The sequence below is a fragment of the Rhizorhabdus argentea genome, assembly GCF_037861105.1.
GTDB lineage: Bacteria > Pseudomonadota > Alphaproteobacteria > Sphingomonadales > Sphingomonadaceae > Rhizorhabdus > Rhizorhabdus argentea.
The window spans coordinates 50,770-65,921 of record NZ_JBANFK010000006.1; the positions used below are offsets into that span (position 1 = coordinate 50,770).

At 60.7% G+C, this 15,152-nt stretch carries 10 protein-coding genes, 1 tRNA gene and 1 pseudogene; 8 read left to right on the forward strand and 4 right to left on the reverse strand.

From position 1 onward, the window contains the following. The first annotated feature begins 499 nt into the window (after positions 1–499). The 6 genes and pseudogenes from pdxR to AAC645_RS07410 all read left to right on the forward strand — a co-directional run. The gene (gene pdxR / locus AAC645_RS07385; RefSeq protein WP_340314948.1) at positions 500–1,957 is read left to right on the forward strand and encodes a MocR-like pyridoxine biosynthesis transcription factor PdxR; all 1,458 of its coding nucleotides are present in this window, start codon (positions 500–502) and stop codon (positions 1,955–1,957) included. Positions 1,958–2,590: 633 nt separating this feature from the next. Continuing rightward, entirely contained in the window at positions 2,591–4,594 is a 2,004-nt protein-coding gene (locus AAC645_RS07390; protein ID WP_340314950.1) for a hydantoinase/oxoprolinase family protein, read from the forward strand. Positions 4,595–4,611: 17 nt separating this feature from the next. Continuing rightward, positions 4,612–6,399, forward strand: coding sequence for a hydantoinase B/oxoprolinase family protein (locus AAC645_RS07395; RefSeq protein WP_340314951.1), 1,788 nt, complete (start codon positions 4,612–4,614; stop codon positions 6,397–6,399). 298 nt (positions 6,400–6,697) lie between these two features. Further along, positions 6,698–8,287 (forward strand): AMP-binding protein, encoded by a 1,590-nt coding sequence (locus AAC645_RS07400; RefSeq protein ID WP_340314953.1) that lies wholly within the window; start codon positions 6,698–6,700, stop codon positions 8,285–8,287. Between the two features lie 378 nt (positions 8,288–8,665). Further along, complete coding sequence (locus AAC645_RS07405) at positions 8,666–9,859, forward strand: aspartate aminotransferase family protein (RefSeq protein WP_340314955.1); 1,194 nt, start codon at positions 8,666–8,668, stop codon at positions 9,857–9,859. Then, positions 9,856–10,193, forward strand: a pseudogene (locus AAC645_RS07410) (ornithine carbamoyltransferase); the annotation flags it as partial. The gene AAC645_RS07405 and the pseudogene AAC645_RS07410, both read left to right, overlap by 4 nt. 498 nt (positions 10,194–10,691) lie before the next feature. Here AAC645_RS07410 and AAC645_RS07415 read toward each other — a convergent pair. The 3 genes from AAC645_RS07415 to AAC645_RS07425 form a co-directional block, all read right to left on the reverse strand. Continuing rightward, on the reverse strand, positions 10,692–11,168 hold the full coding sequence (locus AAC645_RS07415; RefSeq protein WP_340314956.1) for a DUF2274 domain-containing protein: 477 nt from the start codon (positions 11,166–11,168) through the stop codon (positions 10,692–10,694). Between the two features lie 51 nt (positions 11,169–11,219). Beyond that, the gene (locus AAC645_RS07420; protein WP_340314958.1) at positions 11,220–12,458 is read right to left on the reverse strand and encodes a tyrosine-type recombinase/integrase; all 1,239 of its coding nucleotides are present in this window, start codon (positions 12,456–12,458) and stop codon (positions 11,220–11,222) included. A gap of 191 nt (positions 12,459–12,649) precedes the next feature. Next, a tRNA-Met gene (locus tag AAC645_RS07425) sits at positions 12,650–12,726 on the reverse strand. 124 nt (positions 12,727–12,850) lie between these two features. Here AAC645_RS07425 and AAC645_RS07430 point away from each other — a divergent pair. Together AAC645_RS07430 and AAC645_RS07435 are read left to right on the forward strand one after the other, a co-directional pair. After that, positions 12,851–14,083 carry an NAD(P)/FAD-dependent oxidoreductase gene (locus AAC645_RS07430; protein ID WP_340314959.1) on the forward strand — a complete coding sequence of 411 codons (1,233 nt, stop codon included), beginning with the start codon at positions 12,851–12,853 and terminating at the stop codon, positions 14,081–14,083. Between the two features lie 72 nt (positions 14,084–14,155). After that, positions 14,156–14,563 carry a DUF3775 domain-containing protein gene (locus AAC645_RS07435; RefSeq protein ID WP_340314961.1) on the forward strand — a complete coding sequence of 136 codons (408 nt, stop codon included), beginning with the start codon at positions 14,156–14,158 and terminating at the stop codon, positions 14,561–14,563. 33 nt (positions 14,564–14,596) lie between these two features. Here AAC645_RS07435 and AAC645_RS07440 read toward each other — a convergent pair whose 3' ends face one another. Next, the gene (locus AAC645_RS07440; protein ID WP_340314962.1) at positions 14,597–15,115 is read right to left on the reverse strand and encodes a 2'-5' RNA ligase family protein; all 519 of its coding nucleotides are present in this window, start codon (positions 15,113–15,115) and stop codon (positions 14,597–14,599) included. Positions 15,116–15,152 lie beyond the last annotated feature (37 nt).

Genomic DNA, 15,152 nt, shown 5'->3' on the forward strand with positions numbered 1-15,152 from the left:
GAGTCGATCCGTTTGATCTTCCGGCTCCGTGCCGTGATAGACAAAGGCATAGCGACAGATCAAGCCGCTACGCGAGCATGTCAGGTCGCTTGTAAGGGCGGCACTCCATCGCGTCGTCCCTATAGGATTTCATCCCATTTGTTCTGTCATCGGGTGTCAGAACTGAGTGGGAAGCTTGCGTTTCTCCCATGACTGGGCCACCCGGTTCCAGTCGTCCCTTCCCCTCTGAATGACCTTTAGCGTCGCACGACCAATAAGCGCATCCCGCCAGTCTCGGCACCAGCGTGGCAGCCGCCGTCGGTGATATTGGGACAACGCCCCTTCAATATCCGGGTGGCACCAAAGCACCGCGTTGCGGCGCGCAAGTGGTATGGAATTTTGTCCTTTTTAAATCGCCGATTAGGGCCATTTTTGTTGACGACCATCCAAACGGCGCGCATTCTTCGTGGCCGCGGGAGAACCATGCTTCGTATCTAGGATCTTTGATGGGGCCATTTCGATGCTGCTGAAGACGGATGGAATCGGAGCGCGGTATCAGCAGATTTATCGAGCTATTCGAGATCAAATTCTCACCGGCGTTCTTCCAGAAAAGGCTCGCCTCCCCTCTACGCGTGATCTGTCCCAAGAAGCAGGTGTCTCTCGCAATACGATTTTATTGGCATACGAGCAATTGCTCGCCGAAGGATACATCGTAGGCGAGGTCGGGTCGGGTACATTCGTCAGTCCGGACTTGCCCGATGCGCCCTTGGACAGTTTGGCGGCCCCCGCAGAAAGCGAGAACAGCGGTCATTTCGGCTTGTCGGCTTATGCGACCCGAGCGCACGTCTCTCCGACGCCTTTCTATACGCAGCGGACCACTCGATTGGACTACGATTTCCGGTACGGATTGCCGAGCATTGCCGATTTTCCTTTCGATCTATGGCGGAAGTTGCTGACGCGTCACGCGCGCAATTCGGCCATCGATTCGCTGAAGTACGGCACGGCGGCGGGGCAACCCCGGCTTCGTTCGGCTATTGCCGACTATCTTCGTCGATCGCGCGGGGTCAATTGCACCGATGAGCAGCTCGTGATCGTCAACGGATCCCAACAGGCGCTCGACCTTATCGTTCGCGCACTGATAGATCCGAACGATGTAGTCGTTGCCGAAGACCCGTACTACCCCGGCGCGCGAGAAGCCTTTCTCGCCGCCGGCGCGCGTATCGTCCCCGGACATGTCGACGCGAACGGTCTCTGCGTCCACGAATTGCCTCATGCAGCGCGGCGCGCACGTCTCGCCTACGTTACGCCATCGCATCAGTTTCCGACCGGAGTGGTCATGTCGCTGGCTCGGCGCCTCGATCTTCTCGCATGGGCGCGCGAGACGGGCGCCTATATTTTAGAGGACGATTACGACAGCGAGTACCGCTACGACAGTCGGCCGGTGGAAGCCGTTCAAGGACTCGATCGACACGGGCACGTCATCTACGCAGGCACGATGTCGAAGACCTTCTTCCCTGGGCTTCGCGTGGGATATCTCGTGCTGCCTCCCGCATTGATCGACATCGTCAAGACACTCAAACACATCGCCGACAGGCACACCTCTAGCCTGCAACAAGATGCACTAACAGACTTTATCGTCGAGGGGCATTTCGAACGGCACCTCAGGCGAACCCGAAAGCGCAATGCGGAGCGCCGGAGGACGCTACTTCAATGCCTAACTCAGGAATTTGGCAATGAAGTCTCGGTTTCCGGCGCTGACGCAGGGCTGCACATGCTCGTCTGGTTCGCGAACCGGCGCAGCGACGAAAGTTACATGATGGTCAAGCGTGCGGAAGAAGTCGGCGTCGGCATCTATCCCGTTACCGCCTACTATTCGGCTCCGCCAATCCGGGCAGGATTCGTTATGGGATATTCGGCCTTGGAAGAGCCAGCAATTATCAAAGGCGTCAAGCTCATGGCCGGCGCACTAAAAAGATAGGGGCTGGGCCGAAGTCGGTCCGTGGTACAGATCTCGCGGCGGCCGATCTTGCAGGCTTACATCCGCCATCGCCAAGCCAGCCTCCTGCTCCTTCGAGATTGCGAGGATCTGCTCCTCGCTGAACCTGCTGCGCCTCATTCCGTCCGACTCCTCCACAGTGGCCCTGTCAACTGCGCGAAAACTGGACCTTCCTCTTTCCCGGCGCGAGGTCAGACTACATCACAGATTTTTGATAGATCAATCAGGATCTCCGGAGGAAGCGCGTGGAATGCGATCCGACGAACAACGAAATCCGGCTCGGCCGGGGTGGAATGCCGTCGGGGCATGGCCGGAGCACCACGCTCCTCCACTCAATCCCGATCAGCGTCGTGCGGGTGGCAAGCCCGCGGAGATTGTCCTTCGCGGGCAGCGCGGTCCGTACGGGTCGCCGCGTGCGCTCATCGAACGAGGCCACCGTCATTTTTCGAAGCAACAGGGAAGTAACAGGGGCGCGTCGATCAGAGCGCCTTATGCACTGGAACGTAACAGTCCGATCAATTCAATTGGTCCCAACGCAGTCGGCTCGTCTCTCGAGACTTCCGTTGACGTTGGGTAGTTTTGCAAACAGGAAGGTTTAATATGTGGCGAGTTGGCGTGGACGTCGGCGGTACTTTTACCGATTTGTTTGCTTGGAACGAAAAGACGCAGGAGCACCGGACGGGAAAGGTGCTAACGACCAAAGACAATAGGTCGCGCGGCGTCATCGAGGCCGTCGAGAAGGCCGGCGTGCCCTTTGCCGAGATCAACTTCTTCATGCACGGCACGACCACCGGCACGAATTCGCTCATCGAACGAAACTACCCCGATGCGGCATTCATTACCACCGAGGGTTTCCGCGACACCATCGAGATCGCCAGGCAGCATCGCAAGTCGCTTTACGATCCCTACCAAACCAAGCCGATGCCTCTCATCAAGCGTCGCAACCGGTTCAGCCTCGCTGAACGAGTTTCCGCGAGAGGAGAAATCCGCCGTCCGCTCGATGCGGCGGATGTAAAGAAGATCGCGCGGACTATCGCCGAGCGCGAGTTGCAGGCCGTCGGCGTCGCCTTCATCAATTCGTACGCGAATCCCGTCCATGAGGAGCGCGTGCGGGAAATCCTTCTGAAGGAGATTCCGAACGTTCACGTCGCGATCTCCGCAGAAACCCGACCTGTATTCCGAGAGCACGCTCGCTTCGTCACGACGGCCATCCGCGCCTGCCTTATGCCGGTCATGACGTCTTACTTCGACCAGCTCGTCGAGGCGCTGCGCGCTAAGGGCTTTGCCGGATCTCTTTTGATCCTCAAGAGCAATGGCGGCGCCATGGGCATCGAAAACGCGAAGAAGCGCCCGGAAGAACTGATCGAGTCCGGTCCCGCCGGAGGTGTCGCCTACGCATCCTACCTCACGCGTACGACCCAGATCCCGAACATCATTCATACCGACGTCGGCGGTACGAGCTTCGATGCTTCGATCATCGAGCAAGGGCAAGGGCTCATCACGCGAAACTACGAGATCGAATGGGAAACCCCGGTCAGCGTTCCGATGCTCGACATCCATAGCGTCGGCGCCGGCGGCGGTTCGATCAGTTGGGTCGACGAAGGCGGTTCGCTCCGCGTGGGGCCGGCGAGCGCGGGCTCCGAACCGGGACCTGCCTGCTACGGACGAGGCGGCACGAAGCCGACCATCACCGACGCGAATCTGATCCTCGGCCGTCTGCATCCCTCGCTGAGCGACAAGTTCGAGCTGGATGTGTCGGCCGCAGAGCGGGCGATCGATTCGCTCGCCGCCCAGGTCGGCATGTCGCGGCTCGAGGTCGCCGAAGGCATGATCCGCATTAACTGCGAAAAGATGGGGCAGGCCGTGAAGGGCGTCGTCGTCGCGCGTGGCCGGGATCCAAGAGACTTCACTCTCGCAAGCTTCGGCGGCGCAGGTCCGATGCATGCCTGTTTCGTCGCCCGCGCCATGAACATCCCGAAGGTCATCATCCCGGCACAAGCGGGCGTCGCTTCAGCGCTGGGTGCAACCGCGATGAATCTGCGGCACGACCTGGAGGCGTTCATCTACTCGACGATCGACGAGGTCGACCTCGAGCATCTCAACCAGATCCTCAGCGATCTCGACAAGAAGGCCCGTCAGCGCCTCGCCGAAGACGGCATCCGCGGCGAGGGGATGGCCCTTAAGCGTACCGCTCAAATGCGCTACGTCGGTCAGACCTACGAAGTCGACACCGATCTTCCGGACGGCGTCATCACGAAATCGGATCTTCCGGCCCTCGCCAAGGCGTTTCATGCGGCGCACCAGCATGAATACGGCGTTAGCTCGACGGACTTCCAGATTGCCTTCGTGGCGGTCGGCATCACCGCGGTGGGCGAGCTCAAGCAGCCGCCGGAGTTCAATTTCACCAATCCGAAGCCGGACGCCAAGGCCGGCACCCGCGCGGTCTACTTCGACGGCAAATGGGTCGATACCTCGATCTACAGCTGGCGCGACCTCGCTCCGGCATCGAAGGTCAAAGGACCGGCAGTCGTCGAATACAGCGACTCGATCGCGATTGTGCCCCCTCACTGCGAGGGACTCGTCGACACCAGTGGCAACCTGATCGTTTCGATCAACTAAGAAATACCGGAGGTAACATGAAACTTCAGAACGGAAGCGCGCCGGTGGTCGCGAGCAAGGAAATCGACCTCGTGACATTCGAGGTACTGCGCAACATGTTCGACTACGCCTGCTCGCGTATGACGACCGTGCTGCAGAGGACTTCGTTTTCGTCGATTCTCGCGGACATGTTGGACTTCTCCAACGCAATCTACGATCCGGAGCTGCGGCTGCTGGCCCAGGCGGCCAACTGCCCGGTCCATCTCGCGGCGATGCAGTACAGCGCCGATGCCTCGATGAAGCGTTTTCCGATCGAGACGCTCAAGCCCGGCGACATCATCGCGCTCAACGACCCCTACTGCGGGGGAACGCATATCAACGACATCAATTTCACGATGCCCATCTTCTACGAGGAGGAGTTGATCGGGTTCGCCGGCAGCCGCGGACACTGGATGGATCTGGGAGGCGGCGCAGCGGGTGGACAATCATTCGGCACGCACATCGCGGCCGAAGGCCTTCGCCTCCCGCCGATCAAGCTCTACGAGAACTACGAGATCAACGAGGACTTCCTCGCGATCATTATGAACAACACCCGCACGCCGCACTTCATCAAGGGCGACCTGCAGGCCCATCTCGGAGCATTGAAGGCGTCGGAAAGCGAGCTCCAACGTGCTGCGGCCCGTTACGGCGTCAAGACCCTCAAGGCGGCGATGCGCGAGTTGATCAGCTACACCGAGCGGATCGCCCGTAAGGCGATCGAGGAAATTCCGGACGGCGTCTACGAAGCCGAGGACTTCGCGGATACCGACGGCTTTTCCGAGGATCCGATCAAGGTCAAGGTCACCCTCACCATCAAGGACTCCGACATCACGATCGACTTCACGGGGTCCGATCCCATCTGCAAAGGCGCGATCAACTCGCCCTTCGCCAACACGGCTTCTGCCGCATTCTACTCGGTGCAGTTTTTCCTGGCGCCGCATGCCCCGTCGAACGCAGGCATGTTCGCACCGATCAGGATCGTGTTGCCCGACGACTGCTGGCTGAACGCCAAATGGCCGGCACCGACGATCGCTTGTACGACCCTGACGTCGTCGAAGATCACGAGTGCCATCTGGCAAGCGTTGGCCAAGGCGATTCCGGACCGCGTGACTGCATCGACTTTCTCCGAGTGCAACTGGTTCGTGGCTTCCGTGGTTGATCCGCAGGGACGCTCGGACGTGTTCTCCGACTTGCCTGCCGGAGGTTGGGGAGGGACGCCATTCAACGACGGCATGAACGTCACGATGGATCCGCTCGGAAACTGCATGAATTTGCCGGCGGAGGCGGCCGAGCTGTTCTATCCGATCGAATATGAAGCGTTCGAGCTGCGGCAGGATTCGGCTGGCGCGGGTAAAAACCGCGGAGGCTTGGGAGCATCCTTCCGGGTTCGCTTCCTGTGCGACGCCGAACTCGGCATGGAGACATCGCGGACACGCGAGGGTAGCCCAGGTGTGAACGGCGGCGGTCGCAGCGCCGTGCAGCGATCGACGCAGATCTACACCGACGGGTCCGAGCTCGTCATCGGCGGCCTATCCCCGGAGGGTGCGTGGACCAGTCCGCTGCTGGCCGGCCATCAGTTCGGGTATGACGAGTGCTTCAAGTTCGAGAGCACCGGCGGCGGCGGCTGGGGCAAGGCGAACGAGCGTCCGGCGGCGCGCGTCCTCGAAGACGTTCTCGACGAATACGTTTCGATCGAGGCGGCGAAGGAGCTCTATGGCGTCGTGATCGATCCCAAGCGCATGAAGGTCGACGAGTCCGCGACGGCGCGCCTGCGGGAGAACAGGTAAGGAGGCTTGCCGCGTCAAGGTGCGGCTGCGTGCATTCTCTGACGGAACGGGCCGCGTGGTGGCGCTGTCAGAGCAAATGCACCAGCTGGCGGCGGCGATCCCGACGGGGTAGGCTGTGGTATGTCTCGCCCGCGAAAGCCCCCTAATGCATTGAGATCGCTCGATGCCACGAAAAACGGCTCTTTCTTGAGCCTGAACGACTGGGATGAGGACTATGAGGACTTCGTCGTCATCGCACGCAACTGGCCGATCTGTTTCTTACGCAGAGGCTACCGCCACATTCGACACGTCGCTGGCTATGGCGATCCTGTCGATGGGTGGTGGAGTGCATGGGAACGCGGCAGAAATTTGTAATGAACGTTTCGCCAGCGACCGGGAGCGCATTGCACTGAGACACCGGGGGCTATCCGGGGAGACGCGCGACTGGACTTTCACCGATCTCAAACGCCGGTCCTCACAATTCGCTCATGTTCTAGCGGACCTTGGTGTTGGTAAAGGTGACCGTGTTGCGGGCTTACTTCCTCGCGCGCCAGAACTGTTGATCACCATTCTTGCCGCTTGGAAATTGGGTGCTGTATACCAGCCGCTATTCACCGCGTTCGGTCCCAAAGCCATTGAACACCGCTTGAAAACCGGCGAAACAAAGGTCGTCGTTACCGATACAATCAACCGTCCTAAGCTGGTCGGTCTCGACGTTGACACGGCGATTGTGACCGTTGGTGCCGGTGAAGAGGCACAAGAGCCGGATTTTTGGAGCGCATTAAATGTAAAAAGCGATGCATTCGCGCCGGTGCCCTGTGCATTCGAAGATCCCTTTCTCTTGATGTTCACATCAGGTACGACGGGCCTTCCGAAGCCTTTGTTTGTGCCGATTTGCGCGATTGCTGCTTTCGTCGGCTACATGCGCGATGCCGTGGGGTTGCGCGAGGGTGACCGATTCTGGAACATGGCGGACCCGGGATGGGCCTATGGTCTCTATTATGCAGTTGTCGGGCCGTTGGCCATGGGCATCACGACGGTGTTCCATGAGGCTGGCTTCACTGTAGATTCCACATACGACGTGATCGCGGAATACGGGATTACGAACTTGGCAGGATCGCCTACAGCTTATCGCCTGATGGTAGGCGACGGGCCCGAAAAGGCTGACCGCGTCAAGGGCCAGCTAAAAAGAGTTAGCAGCGCAGGCGAGCCGCTAAATCCGGAGATTATCCGCTGGTTCGAGCAAAATCTCGAAGTAGCGATATATGATCATTACGGGCAAACCGAACTTGGCATGGTTCTTTGTAATCATCATGGCTTGGAACATCCCGTACATGTGGGAGCGGCAGGCTATTCGGTCCCAGGGCATCGGGTCGTTGTGCTGTCGCCGGAAGGACGCGAATTGGGGCCAACCGAACCCGGCGAATTGGCTCTCGATGTGCCTAACTCTCCGCTGATGTGGTTCAACGGCTATCATCGGCTCGGGACTCCCGCCTTTCAAGGCAGTTACTTTCTGACCGGCGACACGGCGGAAATAAATGATGATGGAAGCATATCTTTCGTTGGGAGGGCTGACGATGTCATCACAACGTCAGGCTATCGGGTCGGACCCTTCGATGTGGAAAGCGCACTGCTAGAGCATTCCGCCGTACTGGAGTCGGCAGTAATTGGGAAACCCGACTCAGAACGTACAGAAATCATTAAGGCCTTTGTGGTCCTGAAAACGGGCCTGAAGGCTGATGACGCACTTTCGGAAGAATTGCGGCAGCATGTGAAGCGTCGTCTGTCAGCTCATGCTTATCCGCGGGAAATCGAATTCGTCGACGCTTTACCCAAAACTCCGAGTGGAAAAGTACAGCGCTTTCTCCTGCGTAGTCAGGAACGGGCGAAAAGCAGCGCGCCTGCCTGATTGCTCGCCGCAGACAATGCAATAAATGCAAACTTCAACAAGGGACAGAACATGAAAGTGTAGGACGCACCCGTGATCGTGACTGGAGCCACTTCAGGACTTGGTCACGCTTCAGCACGTGCACTTGCTGCGGCTGGAGCAGGTCGACCGACGAGGAAGTACTCGGCGGTCAATTTGGTGCCGCGTCGGGGTTGATTCCGTCCGTACCGCCCCTGTCGTCTGACCAGAGGCTCGCGACAGCATAAACGCGCGCAAATGGCGGCCCCCATGAGTCTGCGGACGCGGGGACGCCATTTGTCGTTTGCGTTTCCCGAAGCATCGCAAAAGCGGCGATGTGACGATCAGACTTTCGATTTCGAAATGCAGAGGAAATTGACGATGTCCATCACCCCGCTCATGCCCGTCTACGGAAGGTGCGAGTTCCGGCCGGTGCGCGGCGATCACTGCCACCTCATAGGCGAGGACGGCCGGCGTTATCTCGATTTCGCCGCGGGCGTCGCGGTCAATGCGCTCGGCCACTCGCATGTCGGCTTGATCGGCGCGATCCAGCGCCAGGCGGGTGACCTGATGCACGTCTCGAACCTCTATGGCAGCCCGCAGGGTGAGCGCCTGGCGCAACGGCTGGTCGACCTGACTTTCGCCGACACTGTGTTCTTCACCAATTCGGGTGCCGAAGCGGTCGAATGCGCGATCAAGACCGCGCGCTCCTATCACCAGCACGGTGGCAACGAGCGCAAGTTCGAGCTGATCACCTTCAACCAGGCCTTCCACGGGCGGACCCTGGCGACGATCAGCGCCTCGAGCCAGGAGAAGATGCACAAGGGCTTCATGCCGCTGATGCCCGGCTTCAAATATGTCGAGTTCGACGATCTCGAAGCAGTGAAAGCGGCGATCGGGCCCAACACTGCCGGCTTCCTGGTCGAGCCGATCCAGGGCGAAGGCGGCATCCGCACGGCGTCCGATGCCTTCATGAAGGGCCTGCGCGCGCTAGCGGACGAGCACGACCTGATGCTCGCGCTCGACGAGGTCCAGTGCGGCTACGGCCGTAGCGGCACCTTCTTCGCCTATGAGCAGTATGGCATCACCCCCGACATCGTCGCCACGGCTAAGGGCATCGGCGGCGGCTTCCCGCTCGGAGCCTGCCTCGCCACCCAAAAGGCGGCGCGCGGCATGGTCGTGGGGGCGCATGGTTCGACCTATGGCGGCAACCCGCTGGCCATGGCCGCCGGCGAAGCGGTGCTCGAGGCCTTCTCGGCCGAGGACATCCTTGCCAACGTCTGCGACAAAGGTGCCAAGATAGCCGGCCGGCTCGAGCAATTCATCGGCAACTATCCCGAGTTGTTCGAGGAAGTCCGGGGCCGCGGGCTGCTGCTCGGCATCAAGCTCAAGGTCGAACCGCGCGGCTTCGTCGCTCATCTGCGCGACAACCACGGCCTGCTGACCGTCTCAGGCGGCAACAATACGATGCGGGTCGTACCCCCGCTCGTCATCGACGACAGCCATATTGACGAATTCATGGAAAAGCTTTCGGCCGGCGCCGCGAGCTATGGGACGGAGTCTGCAGGAAAATAACCCGGCATTTCATCGATCTCACCGACGCGGGCGGCGATGCCGCCGCCGCGATGCTGGCCGACGCGCTCGACCGTAAGGCCGCGGGCCAGGACTCTGCCGGGATTCCCTGGACGAAGGGCCGGCCCGATGCCGACGCGCCGCTCACCGGCCATGCCCTGTCGATGATCTTCGAGAAGAACTCGATGCGCACGCGCGTCTCGTTCGACATGGCGATGCGCCAACTCGGCGGCAGCCCGATCGTCATGGACGCGGGACCACGCAGATCGGCCGCGGCGAGAGCATCGCCGATACCGCGCGCGTGCTCAGCCGCATGGTCGATGCGATCATGGGCCGAGGATGACGGCGGCGGCCTTGGACGTGCTGAAGAAGCGGCAACGGTTGGCGCCGACTAGAGGGACAACCATCCGAAATTTGTGCCGCGTGCCTGTCAGCCGGGTCGAAATGCAGCTCCGGATCCGACGTCAGCCGTTTCCCCAACGGCGTGCTGCACATCCAGTCTTTCGGAAGTTTGGCCGCAGAGTGATATACGCGGTGTCAGACTTCAACAATTGGGCCGATGCCCGCGCATGCGCTTCGACTACCGAAGCAGCCTACAGAACAGGCGGATAGCGTATGCACTCGATGCTGTTCGTGATTCGCCGAAGGTCTGCCGACCGTCGGAATTGAAACGAGCCAGCGTGAAAGCGATGAGCGTATTTAATTTATTGAATTTTCTAGTTTCTCTAGAACGCATGGGCGGGAGGGATTCGAACCCTCGATACGTTCATTCGTTCTTGCTAGTTCTCATAGGTTCAGATTGGTTCGATGACTGCGCTGCTCGTACCGAGAGCCGTCAGCGCCACCGATGGCGCGAGCTAGTCGGAACCTTGAGGTTTTCGATCCATGCGAGAACCTCTGCCTCGCTCCAGCGCGAAGCGCCCGGAGAAAGCTTGTACGGAGGCGGGAAGCGGTTCTCCTGTATCATCCTGTAGATCATCGTCTTGCCCAGCCCGATAAGCTGCATCACCTCCCTCAGCTGAATCATTCTTTCCGGCGTATCAGTCAGCGGTTTGATCGGTTCGGGCGGTTCCTCAACCTTGGCCCTAGACCGCGCGGGTCCGCCGGCAGTTCCCGTCTCGAATTCCGCGTCGCTTGCCAGGAATTCTGAGAGGATCGCAGGTATCAAATCTGGGACCGAAATTTCCTCATCGTAGCTTGCACGATACAGCGCGGCATATCTGTCAAGCGCACGCCTCAGGTCGCCGGTGAGCCTGATCGTGACGTCGATCGGCTTTTGATCAGATTGTTTCGGCAGCTTCAACTGAGCCATCGAATTGCTCCTGGCAGGTGACGAGGTAGGGACAAGGCCATGAAGACACGATTACGCGTCTGGACGAGGGCACATCAACGCCTCTGCAGTCGACGTACACTCCACAAGCGACAGTAGGAATTCCTCCCACCGTCGAAAACCATCGGCGCGAAGGTCGAGTTGGGCGTTCTTGTCGTAGACCCCTTCAATGCCTCTGCGTTTATGGTTGAGCATAAGCTCGGCGATGTCCCGATCGATGCCCAGCCGGCGCGCATTCGACCTGAACGTCCGGCGAAAGTCGTGGAAATGCCATGAGGGGATTGATCGACCAGCCAGTTCCTCCATGCGCGCATGGACTCGATCGCGAACTTTGAACCAGCCCGACAGCTGCGGTCCGTCCACTCTTGGGGACGGAAAAAGCCAGACATGATTGGTTTGCGCAAGCGCCAGACTCCAAGGACCGAGCGCCACGAAATTGGGTTCGTTATTCTTCGATCGGTCCCCGGGCAACATCCAGACACCGCCAGCGACTTCGGACGTCGCTGCTCCGAAGAGCTCGTTCCGCCGCGCTGCCGTTAAAAGCAAAAGGACGAAGCCCCGCCGGTAGGGCAGAGACTCCGGGACCAGGGCCTGGAACAACCACTTCAACTCTTCATGGTTCAAAAAGCGTTGGTTTGCCTTCGGGCCGGTGTCGAACCAGTTCGAGTTCAGCGTGGGTGCGGGATGCGCGGCGAGTTTGATACCCGCCATCTGCCCTTCGCGGCCCGAGCACCACCTGAGGAAGCAACTCAACTCGCCGGCCATCTTGTTGGCGCGGACCTTTGACGCTTCGGCCTTGTCGTAGACGGCGTCCCAGCACTCGTCTTCAGTGAGGTCGTCAAGGAGGAGCGAACCCAATCGGGACTCGATGTCGCGGGTGAATATCACCTCCTTATCTTTGATGGTCCGAGGTTTGAGACGCTTGCGGTCTCCGCGGCGCATCGCCGCCATATATAGGCCGTGCGCCTTCTCGACCGTCATCGCTTTTCGGGATGCCTCCGCGCGCAACGCGACGCGGGGATCCTCTCCTCTTTCGACGGCCTCGTTGAACGCTGCAGCCCATTTGCGCGCAGCGGAGATGGCGAAGGCAGGGAAATATCCGAGCTGTGCCGTGACGATCGTGTGTGATTTCGTCACCCGGCGTCGATAACGCCAGACCTTACGGCCCTTACCGACAACTTGAATGTACAGACCCGGGATCAGCGGGTCGGAACGCTTGCCTTCGCTCAGCGAATCTATGCTGGATGGTGTGAAGCTCTGAATGCTTCCCATGGTGACCTCGACACTTCGAGGCGCATGAAGTCATGACACAAACCTCGACACAATATGTGTCACACGGTGGCATAAAACGGCTCGAAATGACCCGTGCCAGCAGCGACCCAATCGCGCGAACCTGACCAACCTCATCGCCTAAAAGCCGCGTAAAAGCGGCAGAAATGCGAAGTTTGGGCTGCGATTCGGAATGGTAGCGGAGGAGGGACTTGAACCCCCGACACGCGGATTATGATTCCGCTGCTCTAACCAGCTGAGCTACTCCGCCCCAAGGCGTCCGCCGATGCGGTGGAGCGGGCCTATAAGCGGGGCATCTGTCCCGGTCAACTGGACATTGGCGCTCCACTGGATAGATAGCGCGGACGAGAAGCCGGAGCAGGGGAGATTCGCAGTTGGCTCATTATGACGTGCTTATCGTAGGAGCCGGCCATGGCGGCGCGCAGGCAGCGGTCGCGCTCCGGCAGAACAAGTTCGAAGGCACGATTGCCGTGGTGGGCGACGAACCCGAACTCCCCTATGAGCGCCCGCCGCTGTCGAAGGAATATTTCTCCGGCGAAAAGGCGTTCGACCGCATCCTGATCCGCCCCGCCGCCTTCTGGGCGGATCGCCACATCGACATGCTGCTCAGCCGTCGCGTCGCATCGGTCGATCCCGCCGCGCATCTGGCGACGCTGACCGACGGCTCGACGATCGGTTATGGCAAGATGATCTGGGCCACCGGTGGAGCGCCGCGCAAGCTAGTCTGCTCGGGCCATGACCTGGCGGGCGTCCATGGCGTGCGTACGCGCGAGGATGTCGATCGCATGCTCGGCGAGATGGACGGCACCACCAACGTCGTCGTCATCGGCGGCGGCTATATCGGGCTGGAGGCAGCCGCGGTGCTCTCGAAGTTCGGCAAGAAGGTCGTCGTGCTCGAGGCGCTCGACCGTGTCCTCGCCCGCGTCGCTGGCGAGCCGCTGTCGCGCTTCTACGAGGCGGAGCATCGCGCCCATGGCGTCGATGTCCAGCTCGATGCAAAGGTGGACTGCATCCTCGGCGGTGCCGGAGATCGCGTCACCGGTGTTCGGATGCATGATGGCTCGGTGCTGCCGGCCGACATGGTGATCGTCGGCATCGGCATCGTCCCGGCGGTCGAGCCGCTGATTGCGGCGGGAGCAGCCGGCGGCAACGGCGTCGATGTCGACAGCTATTGCCGCACCAGCCTGCCCGATATCTACGCGATCGGCGATTGCGCGATGCACGCCAACGACTTTGCCGGCGGAGCGCGCCTCCGTCTGGAATCGGTGCAGAACGCCAACGACCAGGCGACCACCGCCGCCAAGGACATAATGGGCGTGGCCGAACCCTATCACGCGGTGCCGTGGTTCTGGTCCAACCAATATGACCTGCGCCTGCAGACGGTCGGGCTCTCGATCGGCTTCGACGAGGCGATCGTGCGCGGAGATCCCGGCGCGCGCAGCTTCTCGGTGGTCTATCTCAAGGACGGCCGGGTGCTGGCGCTCGACTGCGTCAACGCGGTCAAGGACTATGTCCAGGGCAAGGCGCTGGTCGTGGGCGGACTTTCCCCGGACAAGGCCAGCCTCGCCAACCCGGAGATCCCGCTGAAGACCCTGCTGGCGGCCTGAAAACGGCGCGGAACCGTAGCACCCCGTCCACGTTGGGGTCGGAATCCCCGGTGCTGGGGCGAGGATGATGCGATGGAATTGACGGTTTCACTGGAAACGATCTGCCGCTTGATAGCGCGCGCCCGCGAAATGGAAGCGCAGGTGCCCGCGATAGAGAATGACGATGAGGACGAGCCGACCGACACCGACGACCCCCTCGCCGCGCTCGAAGACGAATCCAACGAGGCGATCGAGGACGAGGTTCGTACCCTTCTCGACGATCTTTCCGACGATGAGGGGGCTGAGGTGCTGGCGCTCGCCATGGTCGGCCGCGGCACGTTCGACGCAAGCGAGTGGGACGAAGCGATCGAGGCCGCCAACGAAGAAGACGCCGATTCGATCATTGATCAGTTGCTCGATATGCCGATGCTTGCGGGCTATCTCGACGCCGGGCTGGCCGCGTTCGATCTGAGCTGCGACGGGCTCGGCCAGATCGACTGAATTGCTCCTGCGCGCTGCCGGCGCAAAGGCCGATCAGCCGCGAAATCGCCACTCGGCGATCGGCTCCAACGGCCCGCCGCGATACCAGTAGGCGGCAAGCCCGGCCAGCTTGATCGGGCGCGCTTTGAACTCCTCACGCAAAGCCTGGAGCAGTGCGCGCGCCTCGCTCGGCGCGGCCTTGTTCTGAATGGTGATATGCGGCCGCCACGCCGCCTGGTCCTGCGGGGTTAGCAGGCCATGCATCGCCTCGGCAATACGCGCGCGGATCGCCACCAGGCCGGGACTGTCGATCCCCAGCGCCACGCCGCGGCCGAGCGACAGCAGCCGCGCGACCCGCGCCGCGGGTGGCCTGGTCGAGCGGAGTTCCGAAGCGACCATGTGCTTCAGCGATTCGAGCGAAGACGGCGGCAGGTGGTGGAACAGCGTCAGGTGCGCGGGCCGCTGGTTGCGCTCGGCGGGAAAATGCGCCCGGCGCAAGCCGTCCGCCCAGGCAAAATCCTCAGGACCGATCGTGGCGGTGACGATGATGGGCGCATGTGCGGAGCCGGGCATTGGCTAGTGCTAGAGTGAATTTCAGCCTGGCTGAATA

Bases quoted from the DNA above. Each gene is read 5' to 3' on its own strand.
- AAC645_RS07400 (WP_340314953.1), top strand. From the start codon at position 6,698: ATGGCGATCCTGTCGATGGGTGGTGGAGTGCATGGGAACGCGGCAGAA.
- AAC645_RS07405 (WP_340314955.1), top strand. From the start codon at position 8,666: ATGTCCATCACCCCGCTCATGCCCGTCTACGGAAGGTGCGAGTTCCGG.
- AAC645_RS07435 (WP_340314961.1), top strand. From the start codon at position 14,156: ATGGAATTGACGGTTTCACTGGAAACGATCTGCCGCTTGATAGCGCGC.
- AAC645_RS07395 (WP_340314951.1), top strand. From the start codon at position 4,612: ATGAAACTTCAGAACGGAAGCGCGCCGGTGGTCGCGAGCAAGGAAATC.
- AAC645_RS07440 (WP_340314962.1), bottom strand. From the start codon at position 15,115: ATGCCCGGCTCCGCACATGCGCCCATCATCGTCACCGCCACGATCGGT.
- pdxR (WP_340314948.1), top strand. From the start codon at position 500: ATGCTGCTGAAGACGGATGGAATCGGAGCGCGGTATCAGCAGATTTAT.
- AAC645_RS07415 (WP_340314956.1), bottom strand. From the start codon at position 11,168: ATGGCTCAGTTGAAGCTGCCGAAACAATCTGATCAAAAGCCGATCGAC.
- AAC645_RS07420 (WP_340314958.1), bottom strand. From the start codon at position 12,458: ATGGGAAGCATTCAGAGCTTCACACCATCCAGCATAGATTCGCTGAGC.